The sequence below is a fragment of the Streptomyces oryzae genome, from assembly GCF_017676365.1.
GTDB classification, from domain to species: Bacteria; Actinomycetota; Actinomycetes; order Streptomycetales; family Streptomycetaceae; genus Streptomyces; species Streptomyces oryzae.
In genome coordinates, this window is the sequence record NZ_JADKMA010000149.1 from 1 (window position 1) to 19,119 (window position 19,119).

The window sequence follows — 19,119 nt, forward strand, 5'->3', positions numbered from 1 at the left end:
GTGTCGGGGATGCCGTCGGTGGGGCGGAGCGCGCCGTCGGCGACCAGGGCCCGCGGTGATCTCCACCCCGAGGTGGCCCGCCAGATGGTCGTAGCAGCTGCGGGCGCGGCGGAGCGCGGCCGCGCGGGTGTGGGCGCGCAGGGAGCGGACCGGGCGGGGTGAGGACAGGGCGGTGAGGGCTTCCAGCGCTGTGGCGACCTGGGAGCCGGCGAGGCGGTAGCCAGACCGGTACGGCGCTCGGCGTCGCTCTGTTCGGAGCCGTCGCCGGATCTCCCGGCGCACCGGAGGAGTTCACCTCCGGACTGCACCATCCCGGGCTACTGGGCGCAGCGTTGTGGGCTGCTGTAGTCGCCGTGACGGTCACGCCAGTGCCGCGTCCGGTACGGGGCGCGTAGCAGCCGCTGCAGGCCGACTTCCTGCGCGCCGGGCGGGCCCAGCATGCCTCCCCCTAGGGAAGGTCCGTGAGCGAGTGCAGGTGGGCGTGGAGCACCCTGGTGCACGACTGTGCGTCCAGTACGTCGGGGTGCAGTACGGCGTTGAGGCACAGTCCGTCCACCAGGGAGGCCAGCCGCTCGCTTTCGACGTCCAGGTCGAGACCGGCGCGCAGGGCGCCCCCGTCGGCGAGCAGGGCCAGGGCCCGGCGGATGAGCCTCCGGGTGCCGTCGGCCGCCTTGAAGGCTAGGTCGCGGAAGGCGGGGTTGGTGCGGGCTGCGGCGTTGAAGTCGAGGAAGACGGTGACCTCGGCGCGGCGCCGGTCGTCCAGCGGGAGCAGCTCCTCCATCAGGCCCGTCACGAAGCGGAGCTGTTCGGCGGCGGTGTACTCGCGCAGCTCTCCCCCGTCCTCGATGCGCTGGACCAGCCGTCCGCTGACCCGGTCGATCATCGACCGCATCGCGAAGTCCATGAGCTCCGCCTGGCCGGCGAAGTAGTGGCGCAGCGAGCCGATGTTGAGCCCGGCCTCGTCGGCCACGGTCCGCAGCGAGGCGCGCTGCAGCCCTTCGCGGACGACGACGCGGAAGAGGGCATCGACGACGACGCGGCGGCGTTCCTGCGGATCCACGAGCTTCGGCATACAGCGTTTCTATCACGACTGTGATAGCTTGTTTTATGTCACAGCCGTGATAGAAAAAGCGAGGCTCCTATGGAGACGTATCTCAATCTGATGCTGCTCAGGTTCGGCCTACTGGCAGGCGGTTTCGTGGTGCTGGCCCTGGTGGTCTTCGCGGTGGCGCTGACCCTCAAGCGCCACGGCAAGCTCGATCAGGCCCGCCGGCTCACCGAACCCGCCGCGCGAGCGGCAGGGCGCGCGCTGGCACGAAGGCTCGGGGACGGACCGACGCGACGGCTCGGAGACGGACCGACCCGGCGACCCGGGGACTGGCCGACGCCGATTCGGCGCTGGGACGGCCGGCGGTGACCCGGCTGTCGGCGGAGAGCTCGGGGCTGCTGTACCACCTGCTGCTGGACCGCGCGATCAAGGGCGGCATCGTGCTGGTCGCGCTGGTTCTGCTGGTGGTGGGCATGGTGGTGATCTGGCGGCGCACGGGGCCGGGAGACCGCTGAGCGGCCGTGGAGCGGCCCCGTGGGCCGGAGAGTCAGTGTCTTTCTTTCGGCGGGAGGGTGTGCCGGGGACGGGGCCCCAGGTTCTGGTTGATCGTGGTGTGCAGGGCGGCATGCAGGGTGGCTGCCGGGGTCAGGGAGCCGGCAGGAGTGCACGGCACCGCCCAGTGCGGGCCCGGGGGGTGCAGGCGGCTGCAGGGCGGGACGGTCACCCAGCTCGCCGTACCCAGCACCTGGACCGCGGCGAACTCGCAGAACGACCACTCCCGCGCACTGCCCGGCTCGACGAGCCAGTAGAGCCTGCTGCCGTACGGGTCGCGGATGACAGCCCCGGACGAGGTACCGAGCCGGGCCAGTACGCCCTCTCCCAAGTACGCGGGCACGCGCACCGCGTCCCACCACTCTCCTGCGGGTAACAGCACGGCATCCAGGCCCTTCGGCAGTGGCCACCACACGGTCACGGCTTCTCCTGTGCTTCTTCAGCGGCTCCGGCCTCTTCGCCGTCACCGCTTCGGGGGGTTACGTGTCCCCGTGCTGTCGGTCGCATCTCACGCTTCCTCGCGCACTTCCGCTTCCTCGCGCACTTCACATGGCTTCACGTATTGGGACGCGACCCACCTTGCCGACAGCGGCAACGGCAAAGTGTCACCAATGTGTGACACTCCGATCGCACACCGTGTCCACCAGAGGGCGACCGCAACGGTGCCAAGTCACACCTCCTCCGGCAGTGGCCCGCTTCGCGTCCGTCACCGGCACAGCCACGCCGCCATGTTGTCCAGCGAATCGGGCGTACGGCGGCGCTGCGCCACCAGGCCGTTGATGGTCTCGCGTGCCCCGGGGTGGTAGCGGGTCTGCTCGGGCGCCAGTTTGCGTGCCGTCACAACGGACTCCAGTGCGGCGTCGCAGCACCCGGTCTCCATCTCGGCGCGGGCGCGGTCCACGTAGAAGTGCGCCCTGCGGGACATCGGCCAGCCGTGCGGAAGATGGACAGTGCGGGACTTCTCCAGTGCCTTGCCGTAGCGCCGCATCTCGACCTGTGCGGACACCTCGTGCACCGCCACATTGGCCGGCCCGAAGCTCAACCAGTACACCCGCTCCGCCTCACCGGTGCGCTCCGCGTAAGAGGCGGCATGCCGCAGATGGCTCTCGACGGCGTCCGCGTCATGCGCCCGGGCCGCGATGACGCTCGCACCCAGGTGCAACTGGCCCCGTACGGCGAGAGTTTCCCGGCTCTCCTGTTCGGCGCTGTCGGCGTACGAGAGCGCCCTGTGGCCCGCGTCGATGAGCCGTAGCCCGATGGTGTGCTCGCCCTCCCGGAAGTAGGTGAGAGCGCGCATGTACTGGCGAACGGCGGCCAGCAGCGGATCGGAGCCGCGTTCGGCGGCCCAGCCGAGCCGGTCGAGTGCGATGGTCGCCAGGTCGTAGAAGCCGAGCTTGGTGGCGATGTCATGGGCGGTGCGGTACGCCGAACCGAGCGTCTGCCACAGCACGGTGCTCGGACGACGGTGCACAGCTGCGGTGACCTCGGCGATCAGCGAGGGCAGCCCGTGCGCCGCCTTGCTGAGCTGGGTGGCGCGCACCAGGCGGCACATCTCATCCGCCTGGTCGGCGAGTTCGGCCGGTGTCCTGGCTCCGGACCCGGACGGGGCCACGTGCGGCCCGTGCGGACCGTGCGGCCCAGGAGCGCCGTGCAGCCGGTGCGGTCCGTGCGGACCGCCCGGCTCGTCGACGTCGAAGTCGTGCAGGTCGTACAGGTCGAGCGATTCGCGGATGGGGCGGATGAGCGCGGCCAGCCGGTCCTGCTGGAGTTCGGTGACGTACGGCTGGCCCGTCAGCACCGTCACATCGATACGCAGCACCCGTGCCACGGCTGAGACCAGGTCGGGTGAGGCGTTCTTGCGGCCCTCCTCAACCTGTCGTAACAGGCTGTAGGAGTAGGGGATCCTGGCCGCCAGCCCGCGCTGGGTGAATCCGGCCAGCTTCCGTTGGTGGGCGATGCGGACGCCCGCGTGTTCTTCTTGCAGCCCGCGCATCCGCGACTCCGTTCCTCGATGCCCCGGAACCGTATGCACGGGGTCGGGCGGCGATGCTTTTCGGACGGAAGCACCACTCGATCGGGTTCCGTCGAGTTGCGTGCGTGCGGCGCGGTGTGAGAAATGCGGTACGCGGCGGCCCCGGACCCGGTGGTCACCGGTTTCGTGGTGAGATGCGCGTATGGCCTCACGCGTCCTGTATCTGCTCGGCTGCGCGGCGCCACCTGTGCTGCGGATCGCCGATGTCGTCGCCGACGCCCAGCGTGCGGGCTGGGACGTGTGCCTGGGGCTCACTCCCACTGCCGCGCACTGGCTGACGGACCAACTGCCGGCCTTGGAGCAGCAGTCCGGACATCCGGTGCGGTCCCGCTACAAGCTGCCGGGCCAGCCCGATGCCTGGCCTCCCGCCACGGCGGCACTGGTGGCCCCCGCGACGTTCAACACGGTCAACCAGTGGGCGCTCGGAGTGACGGAGAAGTTCGTCGTCGGCTTCGCCGCCGAGGCGATCGGAAAGGGCATCCCCCTGGTGACGATGCCGTGCGTGAACGCCGCCTTCGCCCGCCACCCCCAGTTCCCGCACTCCCTGGAGACCCTGCGCCGGGCCGGCGTACGGGTGCTGTACGGCCCGGGCGGCTTCGTGCCGAACGCCCCGGGCGAGGGCCGCCCCGACACCTTCCCCTGGGCGCGCGCGCTGACGGCCGCGGCCGAAGCCGTGGACGACGCCGCGGAGGGCGCCCAGAGGGACGGCTGAGCCGCCCGCCGACGCCACCGGGTGACTTCGCCGGCTGCCTCACCCCCACCTGGCTTACGGCGCCGCCTTCGCCCATCCCCTCAGTCCCTCTCGGACGCCCCTCAGACCCCTCTCCTACCGCTCTCGTACCGCGTCCCAGCCGCCCCATGAGCAGTTGCGGCCGGGACGCGGTACGCTTTGGTCAGTCGACTTGGTCAATTGCCCAAGTCGAGCGACCAGGGCGAGCGCCCAAAACAAAAAACGCATCGCCAAGGAGGCGCCCATGCCACCACCCCCTCCCACCGCCGCCGACCGGGGGCGCGAAGTACGGCAGCGGCTGCTGCAGGCCGGCGCCGAACTCATCGCCGAGCGCGGCTGGTCGGCGGTCAGCACACGCGCGGTCGCCGAGCGAGCCGGGGCCGGACAGGGCCTGGTGCACTACCACTTCGCCTCCCTCGACGCGCTGCTGCGGCAGGCCGCGCTCGGTGCTGTCGAAGCGCTCGTCGACGAGCTGGCGGGCCTGCTGCGGACTGCCGCGACGCCACAGGAGGCGCTGGACCGCATGCTGGGCGCAATGGACGGCTATTCGGGCACCGATCCGGCCTCGCTGCTGTTCATCGAGACCTACCTGGCTGCCGCCCGCAACGAGGAGCTGATGCGCGACCTGGCGGACCTCCTGGCGGCCGCACGGGAGGAGCTGACAGGCCGTCTCGCCGGCCAGGGCGTGCCGCAGCCGCAGGAGACCGCCGCCGTGCTGCTGGCGGCCATCGACGGACTGATGCTGCACCGGCCCGCGGCACCCTTCCTCACCTCGGCAGCGGTCGGCCCTGTGCTGCGGCGGATGTTCAACGGAACGACGACACCTGGGAGTGAAACCGTATGAAGGCCGTCATCTGTGGTGCGGGGATCGCCGGACTCGCGCTGGCCCACCGGCTGGCCGCGTATGGCTGGCAGATCGAGATCGTGGAGCATGCGCCAGGACCGCGCGAACAGGGCTACATGATCGACTTCTTCGGGATCGGCTACGAGGCCGCCGAGGAGATGGGGCTGCTGCCACGCCTGCAGGAGCTCGGCTATCTGATCAGCGAAGCGGCGTTCGTGGACGAAAAAGGCCACCGCCGGGCGGGCCTGAACTATGCGCAGTTCTCCGAAGTCGCCGGCGGCAAGCTGCTCAGCATCATGCGGCCGGACCTCGAACTGGCGCTGAGGGAGAGCCTCCCGGACGAAGTGGACCTGCGGTACGGAATGAGCGTCGCGGAGGTCTCGGAGGACGAGGACTGCGTACACGTCACCCTGAGCGACGGCAGCGTGCGGGAAGCGGATCTGCTGGTGGGCGCGGACGGCATCCACTCCACGGTGCGCTCCCTGGTGTTCGGCCAGGAGGGCACCGACGAGCACTGTCTGCGCTATCTCGGCTTCCACACGGCAGCGTTCGTCTTCGACGACCCTCAGGTGCGCGAAAAAGTCGAGGGACGCTTCTGTCTGACCGACACGGTCGGACGGCAGATGGGCTTCTACGCACTGCGCAACGGCAAGGTCGCCTCCTTCGCCGTGCACCGAGTGGACGACCCGTCCGCACCGCTCCCCAAAGACACCCGGAAGGCGGTGCAGGAGATATACGGTTCGCTCGGCTGGGTGGCACCGCGCGCGCTGGCGGCCTGTCCGCCTGCCGAGGAGATCTACTACGACCACGTGGCGCAGACGGTCCTGCCCCACTGGAGCCGCGGCAGGACCGTGCTGGTGGGTGACGCCTGCTACGCCGTCTCCCTGCTGGCGGGCCAGGGCGCCTCTCTCGGCATCGCCGGAGCCCATGTGCTGGCCGCACAACTGGCGGCAGCCGAGGGAGACGTGCGCGCGGGACTGGAGCGGTACGAGCAGCTGTGGCGTCCCGTGGCGGAGGAGAAGCAGCGGGTGGCCCTTCAGGGCACGCGCTGGTTCCTGCCCAGCAGTGCGTCCTGGCTACGGCTGCGCAGGGCAGCGATGCGGCTCTCAGGGCTGCCAGGGGTCAACCGGCTGATCGCCTCGGCTGTGACCGGCAAACCCGCCGAACTGGCGGAGCTGACACGGTGACGTACTGAGGCCCGCCTCTTGCGCACAGCGTAGCCCCGGCAGACGCGGCGTCCAGAGGCGGCAAAAAATCTTCCGGCACAGCGATGAGTTCCGCTTCCGCGTCCGGTCTACCGCGGCGTGGAGCTTTTCACCTCCTACAGGAGACGAAAGCCCACATCGAGCGATATAGACCGAGCGATACGGACCGTCACGCAGCGCAGCAGAGCGCAGAGAAGAGGCACCTCATGTCCCGGAAGATCTTCGTCAACCTGCCGGTGAAGGACCTGGACCGGAGCGTGGACTTCTTCACCAAGTGCGGGTTCTCGTTCAACCCCCAGTTCACGGACGAGAACGCCACCTGCATGGTCGTCAGCGACGACATCTACGTGATGCTGCTGGTCGAGCCGTTCTTCACGTCCTTCTCGCAGCGGGAGATACCCGACACCGCGAAGACCAGCGAGGTGCTGGTCTGCCTGTCGGCCGACAGCCGCGAGGAGGTCGACGAACTGGTGGACACCGCGCTGACCGCGGGCGCCGGGGCGCACGGGGACCCGCAGGAGGAAGGCCCGATGTACGGGCGCGCCTTCACCGACCCGGACGGCCACATCTGGGAGGTCATGTGGATGGACCCCGCGGCCGTCCAGGGCTGATCCACCCCGCTCGCCGGTCTCTCGGCGGAAGTCCTCTCTCTCAGCGGAAGTCCTCGGCGTGATCCCGGGCCCACTGCGCGAAGCTGCGTCCGGGATTGCCGGTGAGCTGCTCGTAGCCGGGGGAGACCTGCGCCGGAGCGTCCACCAAGCCGGCGGTGACATCGAGCAGCACATCGGCGAACTCGGCAGGCGTGCCGGCAGCGATCATGTCGGCGCGTGCCTCCTCGTGCGAGATCTCCTCCAGCCGCAGCTGACGCCCTGTGGCCTCAGCGATGAGGCCGAGCTGGTCGGTCTGGCTCAGCGTCTCGGGGCCCGTCAGTACGGGGGTGGGACCGCTGTCCCCCAGCGCTCCGGTCAGCGCGAGCGCGGCGACGTCCGCGATGTCGTCCTCGTGGATGGGCGCCGCCTGGGAGCGGGCGTGGGCGACGCGCAGGACGCCGTCCCGCCGCAGCGCTTCCGCCCACGCGAGGGTGTTGGTGGCGAACATGCCGGGCCGGACATGGGTCCACTCCATACCGGCGTCCGCCGCCACGGCCTCCACCTCCGCCTCCAGCGCCCGGTGGTGCTCCGCGATGGGGTTCATGGAGTCGATCGGCAGCGAGGCGTCGACGACCGAGGACGACGAGAGGGTCACCACCCGCCGCACCCCGCGTTCGGCCGCGAGGCGCAGGAATTCGCCGGCGCCGCCCCAGAAGGCGGCAGGGTTCAGAAAGACGGCAAAGACGCCGTCCAGTGCGGCACCGAGGTCGTCGGCCGCGACCGCTACCGCGTCGTCGGGCATCCGCGCCCGGTCCGGGTTCCTGGTCAGCCCGCGGACCTTGTGGCCCTCGGCGGTCAGCCGGGCGACGAGCGGACGGCCGACGTTTCCGGTCGCACCGGTCACGAGAATCATGCTGGTCTCCATTGCAACGTTGGTTCAGTGACATGAACGCTGGTTCCCGGCGTGAACTCTGCCGCTGGCCATGCGAGTTCATGCCGGGTGCACACCGCATCGGTGCACCCAGGGCTGCAATCTTCAACCAGACGGATGAAGACCGTCAACAATTTAGATGAAGACGCGCCGCCACCCGCTACGCTGGACGTCGTGAGCGAGAAACCCGGCCACTCCCGCGACGCCTCCCCCGATGCGCGCTGTCCGCGCCGTGCGCCCCGCCAAGAGGCCCGCAAACTCGACCCGGAGCGCTCCTGCCGGCTGCTGCTGGAGGCGGCGTTGGACGAGTTCGCCGCCAAAGGGTTCGCCGGGGCGCGGGTGCAGGACATCGCCGACCGCGCGGGGGTCAACAAACAGCTGATCGCCTACTACTTCGGCGGCAAGGAAGGGCTCTGGAACGAGCTGAGCCGCCGCTGGGCCGAGCGCGAGGCGTCGTTCAACCAGCCGGACGCCCCGCTGGACGAGGTGATGGTCCACTACCTGCACGACGCCCTCGACGACCCCCGCGGCTCCCGGCTGAACGCCTGGGTGGGACTGACGGGCGGTGAACCGGAGGCCGGACGCGAGGACCTGTCCGACCTGGAGCGCCGTAAGGCAGCCGGGGAGATCGGCGAGGAACTGGACACGGGTGCCGTCCTGCTGCTGCTGATGGGTGCGGTCGCCGCACCAGTGGTGACGCCGCACATGGTCCGCTCGGTCCTCGGCATGGACCCGCAGTCCCCCGAATTCCGGGAGTTCTACACCGAACAACTGCGCCGCATCGTCCGCCGCCTCGGCTGAAGAACCCCGGCCACCGACCGCACCGACCCCAGCCGTATCGAGCCAGAGCCGCACCGACCCCAGCCGTATCGAGCCAGAGGAGACCCTCATGCCGGTCCAGCTCAACCACACGATCGTGTACGCCAGCGACAAGCAGCGCTCCGCGCAGTTCCTCGCCGACCTGCTGGGGCTTCAGGTGCGACCGCAGTACGGCCCGTTCCTGCCGGTCGTCACCGCCAACGACGTGGCTCTCGACTTCGCCGACGCCGGGGAGCGGCCGGTCACGCCGCAGCACTACGCGTTCCTCGTCTCGGAGGAGGAGTTCGACGCCGTCTTCGCCCGGATCGAGCAGGCGGGGCTCACCTACTACGCCGACCCGATGCGCACCCGCCCCGGCGAGATCAACCACAACGACGGGGGCCGCGGCGTCTACTGGGCCGACCCGGACGGGCACATGCTGGAGATCATCACCCGCCACTACGGCGGCGAAGAGCCCTCCTGACAGCAGGAGCCGTCCCGAGCGGCCGAGCGCGCTCAGTCCAACGAGCTCCCGCCGTCCGGCCCCTCGGGGCACGGTGTGCCGCGCGGCAGCTTGTACGGCGCCGCGATCCGGTAGACGCCCGGGCGCGGCGCGTCCAGCACCGTCCAGGTGTCCAGCACCGGCTTGTCCTTGCCCTCAGGCGGCGGGCCGCCGAACGTCGGTTCCGCCTTGCGCAGACAGCCGTTGAGGTTGTCCTCCTCCCGGGTGGGCGGCGCCACCCGGTCCCCGTCCCTGTCCACCAGCCCGAGCCACGGCGAGTACGGCACCCGCACCAGCACCCGCCCGCTCTCCCGTACGCGTACGGTCACGCTCTCCGCGTCGGCGCGCTCCACCGACGCCGAGGCGTCGACGAGCGGCACGGGATCCTTGACCCGGAAGAGCCGCCAGCTGTCGTCGGACCAGATCTCCTTCAGATACGGCTGACCCTGCGCCACCAGCTTGGCCTCGGCGACGCCGCCCGCGAGGTCGGGCGGGTCGGCGGGCAGGACGACGTAGTGCACGGCCCAGCGGCGCAGCCACGCGTGGTAGCGCTCGGGGCTGAGGTTCTTCTCGTAGAAGAGCGGGTTGCGCTCCAGGTCGGCCTGCCGGTTCCAGCCGCGGGCAAGGTTCACGTAGGGAGCCAGCGCCGAGGATTCCCGGTGGCTGTTGACGGGGACGACCTCGACCCGCGCCCGGTCGGCGTCGGCCTTGCGGAGCTGGGTGAGAAGCGGCTTCAGCTCGGCGGCCCAGTCGGTGTCGGGCGTGGTGTGCAGCACGTCCCAAGTGGGCTTGGAGATCTGCCAGCCGACCGTCACCAGCAGCGCCAGCGCCATGGCCAGCCCGCGGCGGGACTTCCAGGGCCGCCAGCCGCGCCCCACCACGATCGGCACGGCCGCCAGCAGCGCCACCCCGCCGAACAGCAGCCCGAGCCGTTCCACGTTCGAGCCGACCTGCGAGGGGACCACCCAGGTCAGCACGATGCCCACGGCGTATATGGCACCGCCCACCCGCACGGCCATCCACGTCTTGGGGACCAGCAGTACGACCGCGACGGCGCCCAATACGGGGAAGATCAGCGACCACAGCGGCATCGGCTGCACCCCCGTGAACGGGAAGAGCAGCGCCGAGCAGGCAACGACCGCCGGCGGCGGCAGAGCCACCGCGAACATCGCGGCCGGCCTGCGCGCCAGCAGCAGCGAGGCCGCGACCACCTCCAGGAACAGCCCGGCGACCGGACTTGCCGCGGTGGCGAGCGCGGCAAGCAGGATGGCGAGCGCCGCCCGCGTATAGCGCGCGGGACGGCTTGCACGCCCACCGCGCCAGCGCGCGGGCCATGTCCACACAACGGCGACGGCGCCGAGCCCGAACAGCACACCCAGCGCGAAGGTGACCCGCCCCGAGGCCGCGTTGCACGCGAAGGCGAAGGCACCCCACAGCGAGGGAAGCAGCGGCCTGGGCACGGTGCGCGCCAGCAGCAGCGACAGCAGCCCGGCGGAGAGCACCCCGGAGACGATCAGCGTCGTACGGACCCCGATCACGGCCATCAGATACGGCGAGATGACGCTGTACGAGAACGGGTGCAGCCCGCCGTACCAGGCGAGGTTGTACGCCGAGCCGGGGTGCTCGCCCGCGAACTCGGCCCAGGCGTCCTGCGCGGCCAGATCCCCGCCGCCGCTGGCGAGCAGCCAGAGCCACAGCAGATGCAGCAGCGCCGCGACGCCCAGCGTGACGCCGACGACGAAGAGTTGCTCGGACCGCGCCTTCCGGCCCCGGGCACCGGTCCCGGTGCGCCCGGCGCCCTGTGCGGCTGTCCCCCCGACGCCTTCCACCGCGTCCACGGCTTCGGCGGCGCCCTCCTCCTCGGTCTTGACGGCGTCTTCGCCCACCGCTTCAGCCGGGCGTGGCAGGGGTGTGCGAACGGCGCCCGTGGCGTCGTCCACGCCCGAGCTCCCGGTTATCTCACCGGCGCCGGGGTCAGGATCCGACTCCGGCGTCCGCGGTGGGTGCACAGTGGCCACTGCGCTCTCTCCCCGTCCTCCCCGTACGGATGTGCGGCTCAGATCCGCACGACGTTACCGGACGGCACCCGCGCACTCGCCGCCGCCCCGCGCGCCCCGGCGCTTCGCCGTGTGGCGAGCGGGGTGCGCGGGGCGCCCGGACGGGACGTGAACCGGACAAGCCGACCGGAACGAGGGACGCGACGCGGCCGGGAATGGTTCAGCCGACGCGGGTCAGCTTGTCGCCGAACCCGGGCTCGGTCAGCTCGTCCTGGAGCGCGACGGGCACCTTCACCTGGCCCGGCCCGGCACCCACGGTGAGAGTGCCGACCTTGGTGCCCGGCCCGGCCGTGTGCGGGACGGCCTTGCCGTTGTCGGTCAGCCCCAGCTTGACCTTCAGACCCGGCCAGCCGACCGCCGTGACGTCCTTGGTGGCCACGACGGGGGTCTTTCCGCCCAACTGGTCGTCCACATAGCCGACGACCTGGCCCTTCTTGACCACCTTCTTGGCCGTGAGCGCGTCCTGCCCCGCGTCGATCAGCTTCTTGCTGGCGGCCAGCACGGTGTCCAGGATCGACGGCTGGTACTGCCCGAGCACGGCCCCGATGATCAGCTGCTTGGTGCCGCCGATCTCCTTCTCCGCCGCGAACAGCAGATTGCCGCCCGCCTTGGTGGTCGTACCGGTCTTGATGCCGACCACGCCGTCCATCGGGACCAGCCGGTTCCAGTTCGGCTGCGTCTTGCCGTTGGTGTCCACGTACGACGGCTGCCGGACAACCTGGCGGAACAGGGCGCTCTCCATCACCTTCTTGCCCAGCTTGACCTGGTCGGCCGCGGTGCTGACCGTCGAGGCCGTCAGACCGCTGGGGTCGGTGTAGTGGGAGTTGGTCATTCCGAGATCCTTGGCGGCGGCGTTCATCTTCTTCACGAACGCCTTCTCCGAGCCCGCGTCCCAGCGCGCCAGCAGCCGCGCCACGTTGTTCGCGGATGCGATCATGATCGCGTTCAGCGCTTCCTTCTGCGTGATCTTCTCGCCCGCCTTGACCTTGACGGTCGACTCGTTCTGCGCGCTGAGCCCTGCCTCGTCCTCGGCCTTCTGGTCGACGGGGATCTTCTTGCCCTCCGTGCCCTTCTTGACCGGGTGGTCACGCAGGATGACGTAGGCGGTCATCACCTTCGCGACGCTGGCGATCGGCACCGGCTTCTGCTTGCCGTACGAGCCGAACGACCCGAGCCCGTCCACGTCGATCACGGCCTGCCCCTCCGAGGGCCAGGGCATGGACGGCTTGGAGCCGTCGAACGTGTACGTCCCGGCAGCCGTCATCGACAGCTCGGGGTCCGGCAGCGGACGCACCGCCTGTACGACGACGAAGACCACCGCGAGCAGCAGCACCAGCGGCGTCCAGATCTTCACCCGGCGGGTGAACGTACGCAGCGGCGTCGCGGGCGGCGGCGGGCTGTTGGTGAGCTGCGCCAGCAGATCCAGCGGCTGCGGCTGCTGACCGCCGCCCTCCGCTTCCGGGCTGCCCGGCATCGGCTGCTGCCGCGTGCGCTCCGGCTCGCTCTCGGCGGCGCCCGGCGCCTCCGACGGGTCGACGGTGCCGGGCCCTGCCGGGGCGCCGGCGGGGCGCGGCGGGGCCGAGGACCACGGGTTCGCGGTCGGCGCAGCGGGCGCCGCGTCGGGCTTGCCGGGCGAGGCGGGCTTGCCGGGCGCAGCCGGGGTCGCAGTTGCCGTGGCCGCGGCCGCCGGGGGCGCGGACTTCGCCGGGGTACGCGGCTCGTCCGCGGAGCGGAGCGGGATGAACTGGCTGGTCCGCTCGGCGTCCGACTCCTCGCCGCTGCCCTGGTCCCGGCCGGAGCCGGTTCCAGTTCCGGTTCCGGAGCCCTGCCGGTCTTCGGCTGTGCCCTGGCCGCCTTGGTTGCCCCGCTTGTCCTGGTTGTCGCGGCCGTCGTGGTGGTCGCGGTCGTCGCGTCCGTCCCGCTTCCGGGGGTCGGGAGCGCCCGACATGGCCGACGTCCGGGGGTCGGGAGCGCCCGTCGGAGTGGCTGAACCCTTTCTGCTGGACTTTTCCGGGCCTTCGTGCTTTTCCGGCTTCTCACCCTCCGCCGACTTCTCGCCCTTGTCCGTGCTGCCGCCGGAGGCACCCTCGCCCCGCTTGTCGTCGAGCGTGCGGAAGACCGCCGTCGGCTGGTCCACCGAGGGCTTCCCGTCGCTGGAACCGGCGCTCCCGGAGTCGCTCTTCCCGGCCTCGTCGGCGCTCTTGGCGCCCTTGGGGGCTCCGAAGAATGCCGACGTCAGCTGCTCCGCGCGGTCGGCGGCGGTGGCGTCGTCGTCCTTGCCGGAGCGGTCGCCGTCGCGCCGCAGGACCCCGAACATCGCGGTGGCGGTGTCGCTCTGCGGTGCCGGGCCGGCTCCCTCACCGGAACCGGCCCCGCCGGTCTCCGTACCGGCCCCGCCGGTCTCCGTGGGCTTCGGCCGGACGGGCAGGTCGGTGGAGGGGGCGGCGCTGCCGTCCTCGGCGGCGTTCTGCCCCGCGCTCTTGCCCTCGCTGTCGCCCTTGGGGGCCTCCGAGCCCGCGGGAGCGTCGTCGCCCGAGACCCAGGCAGCCACGGCCGACTTCAGCCGCGCGTCGCCGTCGCCATCGTCGCCGTCGTCGCCGTCACGGCCCTGCTCCCGGCCTTCGGAGCCGTCAGCGTCCTTGTCCGGCGCGGGCCGGCCCTGCGCGTCCTGCGCGGGCCGGCCGGGCCGGTCGGGCTCGTTCTGCGCAGTGCGGTCGCCGTCCGCCTCGGCCGCGCCTTCCGGCCCCTGCGGCTCCGCGGCTGGGGAAGTGGGGGCGGGGATCTTCGAGGGCTTCGCATCCTGGGTCGTCGTCCCGGTGCCGTTCTGCCCGCTGTCGCTCCCGGAGCTCTCCGAGCGTTTCTTTTCGGCCGTCTCGTCGGGCCGCGCAACCGTCCCGCCGCTCCCCGTCGTCTCCCCCGACGACCTCTCCCGCTCCGACCTGTCGGGGGATTCGCCCGCCACCAATGCCTCCTGCTGCTGCTCGCCGCTCGCCATACCAGTTAACAGTGTCCTATGCACCGGGGGCGCCACCGGCGTGGCGACGCTCCCCCGGAGGGCTGCCAGAGTGGCCTCCCCCAGCGCCAGACGAGAACGACATACCTACTGGTTCCCACCCATAACGACCGTGCACTCTCGACAGACCATTGTGAGAGGGGTCACCCTGTCATTCATCCACGCGGGGAGGCATGGATGGGCAGGAGCCGCAGAACAATTCCCGAGGAGCTGCTGTTGCTCGCCCTGGACCCGGCCACGGGTACCACGGCGCAGCCGCAGTCGCTCGACCTCGGCCTGGCCGGAGCACAGCTAGTGGAGCTGGCTCTGGCCGGACGGATAGCCCCTGATGGGGATCGTATCGCCGTGGTACTGCCACGGCCGACCGGAGATCCGACCCTGGACTCCGCATTGGAACTGCTGCGCAGGCGCGGCAGCCCGGTGCGCGCTGTCCACTGGATCGGCGGGCCCCGATTGGGGCTGCGCCAAACCTATCTCACGCATCTGGAACGGTGCGGCATGGTGCATGCCGTTTCCGGCCAGATGTGCGGAGTGCTGCCGACGACGCGCTATCAGGCGACGGAGACGGCCATCAGCCGGGAGATCAGGGCCCGGCTCGACACAGCGATCCGCACCGGCGTACCACCGGACCCGCGGACGGCGGCGCTCGCCGCGCTGGCCCACGCGGTCGGCCTCGGCAAGCACCTCTACCCCGGCAACGAGGGACGGTCGTGCCGTTCCCGGCTACGGGACCTGATCAGGCACGACCCGATGGGCGGCCTCGTCGCGCACGCGGTGATGGACGTGCAGAACGGCGTCGGGGCGCAGTCGCGTCGGGCCCAGGCCGGCACGGCGGGCGGGTCCTCGCCGGGACGCCCGGCAGCCCGGGCGACGGCGACCGCCGGCGGCTCTGCACGGCACATGCCGGAGCAGCCACGGCACCTGGCGGGCGGCATGGTCAGGGCAGGCGCACGCTGACCGTTCCGCACGGGTAGCGGCACCACGCACCCCGTGCCCGGCGCACCACGCAGGCACGGACCACGCACGACGCCACGTCCGTACGGGCCACGCGCGACGCCCCGACCGTGCGTGCCGGGTCTCGTACACGGCGGGTGCTACGCGCGTGGCCGGGCCGACGGAGTGCGTCGGGCCGACGGGGGTGCCGTCGGGGCGCGCAGAGGTACGCAGCGGTCGCTGAAGTAGCTGAAAACAGCCGAAGTATGGGAACACATGGGCGGGATGCGGGTCCGACCGGCGGAACAACGGCCGGATCCGCATCCCGCGCGTGCGGTTTTTCGCGTCTGCTGTACTCAACCCCGCACTCTCTGTTGCCATTTTCCAGCGCGAGCGCACATGTTGGTGGCAACCTGCTGGAGTAGTCGTACTTACACGGAGGTGCGGTCCCGTGGCGTCGAACGTCAACCCCACAGTCCGGCGTCGCCGACTGGGACAGGAATTGCGCCGCCTGCGAGAGCAGCGGAACATGACGGCCGAGGAGGTCGCGGACCGGCTGCTGGTGTCCCAGTCGAAGATCAGCCGACTGGAGAACGGCCGGCGCAGCATCAGCCAGCGGGACGTGCGCGACCTGTGCGGGGTCTACGAGGTCGAGGACCGGCGGATAGTCGACTCCCTGATGCAGATGGCGAAGGAGTCGCGCCAGCAGGGTTGGTGGCACGCGTTCGGCGACATCCCCTACAGCGTCTACATCGGCCTGGAGACGGACGCCGCCTCACTGCGGGTCTACGAACCCCAGGTGGTGCCAGGGCTGCTGCAGACGCAGCCGTACGCGGAAGCCGTCGTCGCGGGTGCCCTGCCGGAGGCCACGGCCGCGGACATCGAGCGGCGGGTGAAGGTGCGTATGCGGCGCCAGGACCGCATCAAGGACGAGCGCAATCCGCTGCGGCTGTGGGCTGTGCTGGACGAGTCGGTGCTGCGCCGCGAGGTGGGCGGTAAGCACACGATGGCCGAGCAGCTGGAATACCTCAACGAGATGTCGCAGCAGCCTCATGTGACGCTGCAGGTCATGCCGTTCTCGATGGGCGCGCATCCGGGTGTGAACGGGCAGTACGCCATCCTCGAATTCCCGGAGGCCACGGACTCGACCGTCATCTATCTCGAGGGCGTCACCAGCGATCTCTACCTGGAGAAGGCGAACGACGTGCAGAACTACAGCGTCATGTACGAGCATCTGCGGGCTCAGGCGCTGAACCCGGACCAGACCCGGGAGTTCATCGAGAAGGTGGCCAAGGAGTACGCCAGAGGCTGAGCGAGGCTGAGCGGGGAAACGCGACGGAATAGGACTGGACGGCCCGGCAACCGCCGGGCCGTCTGGCATGTGCCGGACGGGGATGCAGAAAAGAGCGGGGAGGTTACACCGCAGCGCACCGCGATGTGAAGAGCTGCTTGGAATATGCCATCCGGTTGAGTGAACGTCCACTTCCCGCGCCCGAATCGCCGCGTAATGTCGTTCGCACGTCAGCAGACAACCCGGAACAACCGGAGCAGATATGCCGATTCAGCAGGGAAGTACCCACACGTGGACCAAGTCCAGCTACTCGACTGGCAACGGCGCCTGCGTGGAGGTGAAATCACCGGCCGCGTGCTCGGTGGCAGTGCGTGACTCCAAAGAGCCGCAGGGGCCCGCGCTCAGCTTCCGGCCGGACGCCTGGAGCGCGTTCGTGACGCGAGTCGGCGCAGCGGAATCCGGTCCCGGTCTGGCCTGAGGCCGGAGCCCGGAAGCCCGTACGGCGTCCGCGGCGGCACGTCCTCGCGACGCTGTCCCGTTGAACGCACGACGCAAGAGCCCTCTCGACTGGTCCGCCGTCCCGGCCGAGGGGGCTCGGCACTGTCCGGGGCCCGGCCCCGGTCCGCGCCCCTCCCCTCTCCTCCTCCCCCAGGTTCAGCGGAGCTGGTCCGCGTAGGTGTCGGTGCCCGGGATCGTCGGGATGAAGGGTGCGACAAGTTCTGTCCTTCCCAGCCCCGGTTCCGCGACGGCCTCGGTCAGGCCCGTGAAACATGCCTCCCAGCGTTCCCGCGGGTCCTCCTCCAGGAACCACAGCAGGGTGAGCCGGGTGTCCGTGCCCTCGACCTGCTTCACGTACGACATGCGGTCGACGGGCAGCGGAGTGGGGCGGAAAACGGTGACCATGGCGGCGGGAGAGTCCTTCAGCCGGCCCGGGAGATGGCGGGCCCGCAGCCACTCCAGCAGTTCGGCCCGCTCGGCCGGACCTGCGGCGTCGATGACCTGGAGCACCAGCCCCCGGTAGGGGTGGTCGAGCGCGTGGTGGTCGCGGGGTCCGGCGGCGCCGTCGCGGTAGACGGTGGCCTGGTGGTCCTGGAAGCTGGTGAAGATGTGGGTGCGGTCACGGTAGACGCGCCCGTCGCGGTTGAGGCGCTTGTTGATGGCGACGGTCCACCGCATGTGCTCGCCGTAACGGCCCTCGGTGATCCAGTAGGTGGAGAGATAGCAGCCGGCGGTGACCGGCTGCGCGACAGCCGACTCGGCCGGGTAGCGCAGCAGTTGGAGATCACGGGTGGCCACCCAGCGGCGGCCCGCGTAGATCCAGGGCATGGCCATGGCGCCCGCGATGTAGTGGTCGTCCTCGTACCAGCGGTTGTACGCGTGCTCGTGGCCCGGATGCGGCTCCACCATCGTGATGAGGGCGTGCCCAGGGCGCACCCCGTAGGGGCCGACGGAGGCCAGTTCGGCGTAGGCGGTGTGGGCGGCCTGGGTGACCTGAGTGGCCTGGGTGTCGGCGGATGTGCGGGGCGGTGGTTCGGTCGGGGTCTCCATCGGGGTTCCTCCCCCTCCTCGGCTCCCGTACGGTGTCCCGGACCGGTATAGCTGACGGGTCGTCAGAGTACGAGACTCCCGGCAGCCCGGGCCCACCGTCGTGCGGAACCGTGCGGGAGGCGATCTTCGTGCTGCTTGCGGACAAGACCGTGATCGTGTCGGGAGTCGGTCCCGGGCTCGGTCACGAGGTGGCAGCGGCTTGTGTGCGGGAGGGTGCCCGTGTGGTGCTCGGCGCCCGCACGGAGGCGAATCTGGCAGGCTGCGCCGCTGCCGTCGACCCCGGCGGGTCGCGCAGCGCCTACCGCGCCGTGGACATCCGGGACGACGAGCAGTGCGCGGCGCTGGCCGCGCTGGCCGCGGAACGCTTCGGCGGCATCGACGCCGTCGTACACGTGGCCGCCCTCGACACGATCGCCGGCGGGGTGGAAGGCGCCGACCTGGCGGAGTGGCAGCCCGCGCTGGACATCAATCTGCTGGGGACGCTGCGGATGACCCAGGCATGTCTGCCCGCGCTGAAGGCGTCGGCCGAGGCACGCGGGGACAGCTCCGTCGTCATGATCGGCACCCAGGCTTCCGTCGCCCCGCCGGCACAGGAGCAGCGTGCCGCCTACTCGGCGTCCAAGGGCGCCCTCGTCACCGCCATGTACTCCCTCGCACACGAACTGGGGCCGGACGGAGTGCGGGTCAACACCGTGCAGCCCGGCTGGATGTGGGGCCCCAAGGTGGAGCAGTACGTGACGTGGGCCGCGAAGTCAGAGGGGGTGGCGCCCGAGGTGGTGCGGGGCCGGCTGGAGGAGCGGATGCCGCTGCGGCGGATGGCCCAGGACGGCGATGTGGCCGAGACGGCGGTGTTCTTCGCCTCCGAAAGGGCACGGGCGATCACGGGACAGTGCTTGCTGGTGAACGCGGGGGAGGTCATGCGGTAGGGCGTGGGGGGTGTGGGAGGTCTGGGCGGCTCGTGGGGTGTATGGGGCCGGTGAGGTCTGAGGCGCTCGCGGAGTGCGGAGGGTTCGTGGGGCGCGTGAGGTCCGGGGCACTTGCGGGG

19 protein-coding genes are annotated in these 19,119 nt (G+C 70.8%); 12 read left to right on the forward strand and 7 right to left on the reverse strand.

The features are described 5' to 3' along the window. Nucleotides 1–448 precede the first annotated feature (448 nt). A complete protein-coding gene (locus ITI46_RS24575; RefSeq protein ID WP_209241914.1) occupies nt 449–1,072 on the reverse strand; it encodes a TetR/AcrR family transcriptional regulator in 624 nt (207 codons plus the stop codon). A gap of 69 nt (nt 1,073–1,141) precedes the next feature. Between ITI46_RS24575 and ITI46_RS24580 the strand changes: the two genes are divergently transcribed. Further along, on the forward strand, nt 1,142–1,417 hold the full coding sequence (locus ITI46_RS24580; RefSeq protein ID WP_247746518.1) for a hypothetical protein: 276 nt from the start codon (nt 1,142–1,144) through the stop codon (nt 1,415–1,417). Further along, the gene (locus tag ITI46_RS24585) at nt 1,414–1,563 is read left to right on the forward strand and encodes a hypothetical protein (protein ID WP_209241915.1); all 150 of its coding nucleotides are present in this window, start codon (nt 1,414–1,416) and stop codon (nt 1,561–1,563) included. The genes ITI46_RS24580 and ITI46_RS24585 overlap by 4 nt, the downstream gene beginning before the upstream one ends. Nucleotides 1,564–1,595: 32 nt before the next feature. On the opposite strand, the gene ITI46_RS24590 is transcribed toward ITI46_RS24585, so the two are convergent. Together ITI46_RS24590 and ITI46_RS24595 are read right to left on the reverse strand one after the other, a co-directional pair. Then, a complete protein-coding gene (locus tag ITI46_RS24590) occupies nt 1,596–2,021 on the reverse strand; it encodes a hypothetical protein (RefSeq protein WP_209241916.1) in 426 nt (141 codons plus the stop codon). Between the two features lie 285 nt (nt 2,022–2,306). Beyond that, a complete protein-coding gene (locus ITI46_RS24595; RefSeq protein WP_209241917.1) occupies nt 2,307–3,593 on the reverse strand; it encodes a helix-turn-helix domain-containing protein in 1,287 nt (428 codons plus the stop codon). A 181-nt stretch (nt 3,594–3,774) separates the two neighbouring features. Here ITI46_RS24595 and ITI46_RS24600 point away from each other — a divergent pair, with 181 nt between their 5' ends. The 4 genes from ITI46_RS24600 (at nt 3,775) to ITI46_RS24615 (ending at nt 7,022) form a co-directional block, all read left to right on the forward strand. Beyond that, complete coding sequence (locus ITI46_RS24600) at nt 3,775–4,344, forward strand: flavoprotein (RefSeq protein ID WP_209241918.1); 570 nt, start codon at nt 3,775–3,777, stop codon at nt 4,342–4,344. A gap of 262 nt (nt 4,345–4,606) precedes the next feature. Next, complete coding sequence (locus ITI46_RS24605; protein ID WP_209241919.1) at nt 4,607–5,206, forward strand: TetR/AcrR family transcriptional regulator; 600 nt, start codon at nt 4,607–4,609, stop codon at nt 5,204–5,206. Beyond that, nucleotides 5,203–6,393, forward strand: a complete 1,191-nt coding sequence (locus ITI46_RS24610) for an FAD-dependent monooxygenase (protein WP_209241920.1) — start codon at nt 5,203–5,205, stop codon at nt 6,391–6,393. The genes ITI46_RS24605 and ITI46_RS24610 overlap by 4 nt, the downstream gene beginning before the upstream one ends. Nucleotides 6,394–6,617: 224 nt before the next feature. After that, the gene (locus ITI46_RS24615) at nt 6,618–7,022 is read left to right on the forward strand and encodes a VOC family protein (RefSeq protein WP_209241921.1); all 405 of its coding nucleotides are present in this window, start codon (nt 6,618–6,620) and stop codon (nt 7,020–7,022) included. Between the two features lie 40 nt (nt 7,023–7,062). On the opposite strand, the gene ITI46_RS24620 is transcribed toward ITI46_RS24615, so the two are convergent. Continuing rightward, the gene (locus tag ITI46_RS24620; RefSeq protein WP_209241922.1) at nt 7,063–7,914 is read right to left on the reverse strand and encodes an NAD(P)H-binding protein; all 852 of its coding nucleotides are present in this window, start codon (nt 7,912–7,914) and stop codon (nt 7,063–7,065) included. 192 nt (nt 7,915–8,106) lie between these two features. On the opposite strand from ITI46_RS24620, the gene ITI46_RS24625 reads away from it, so the two are divergent. Further along, entirely contained in the window at nt 8,107–8,733 is a 627-nt protein-coding gene (locus tag ITI46_RS24625) for a TetR family transcriptional regulator (protein WP_307808308.1), read from the forward strand. 88 nt (nt 8,734–8,821) lie between these two features. Beyond that, nucleotides 8,822–9,214, forward strand: coding sequence for a VOC family protein (locus ITI46_RS24630; protein WP_209241924.1), 393 nt, complete (start codon nt 8,822–8,824; stop codon nt 9,212–9,214). Nucleotides 9,215–9,246: 32 nt separating this feature from the next. On the opposite strand, the gene ITI46_RS24635 is transcribed toward ITI46_RS24630, so the two are convergent. Further along, nucleotides 9,247–11,172, reverse strand: coding sequence for a DUF8823 domain-containing protein (locus ITI46_RS24635; RefSeq protein ID WP_209241925.1), 1,926 nt, complete (start codon nt 11,170–11,172; stop codon nt 9,247–9,249). 277 nt (nt 11,173–11,449) lie between these two features. Continuing rightward, a complete protein-coding gene (locus tag ITI46_RS24640) occupies nt 11,450–14,284 on the reverse strand; it encodes a D-alanyl-D-alanine carboxypeptidase (protein WP_247746519.1) in 2,835 nt (944 codons plus the stop codon). A 195-nt stretch (nt 14,285–14,479) separates the two neighbouring features. Here ITI46_RS24640 and ITI46_RS24645 point away from each other — a divergent pair, with 195 nt between their 5' ends. The 3 genes from ITI46_RS24645 to ITI46_RS24655 all read left to right on the forward strand — a co-directional run bounded on the left by ITI46_RS24645 (nt 14,480) and on the right by ITI46_RS24655 (nt 17,004). Further along, on the forward strand, nt 14,480–15,259 hold the full coding sequence (locus ITI46_RS24645) for a GOLPH3/VPS74 family protein (RefSeq protein ID WP_209241926.1): 780 nt from the start codon (nt 14,480–14,482) through the stop codon (nt 15,257–15,259). Between the two features lie 427 nt (nt 15,260–15,686). Beyond that, nucleotides 15,687–16,547: a helix-turn-helix domain-containing protein gene (locus ITI46_RS24650; protein ID WP_209241927.1), complete on the forward strand. Its 861-nt coding sequence runs from the start codon at nt 15,687–15,689 to the stop codon at nt 16,545–16,547. 241 nt (nt 16,548–16,788) lie between these two features. Further along, entirely contained in the window at nt 16,789–17,004 is a 216-nt protein-coding gene (locus ITI46_RS24655) for a DUF397 domain-containing protein (protein WP_209241928.1), read from the forward strand. A 176-nt stretch (nt 17,005–17,180) separates the two neighbouring features. Here the strand turns inward: ITI46_RS24655 and ITI46_RS24660 are convergent, their stop codons facing one another. Continuing rightward, the gene (locus ITI46_RS24660) at nt 17,181–18,074 is read right to left on the reverse strand and encodes a hypothetical protein (RefSeq protein ID WP_247746521.1); all 894 of its coding nucleotides are present in this window, start codon (nt 18,072–18,074) and stop codon (nt 17,181–17,183) included. Between the two features lie 128 nt (nt 18,075–18,202). Here ITI46_RS24660 and ITI46_RS24665 point away from each other — a divergent pair, with 128 nt between their 5' ends. After that, nucleotides 18,203–19,000 carry an SDR family oxidoreductase gene (locus ITI46_RS24665; RefSeq protein ID WP_307808309.1) on the forward strand — a complete coding sequence of 266 codons (798 nt, stop codon included), beginning with the start codon at nt 18,203–18,205 and terminating at the stop codon, nt 18,998–19,000. The last annotated feature ends 119 nt before the right edge of the window (nt 19,001–19,119 follow it).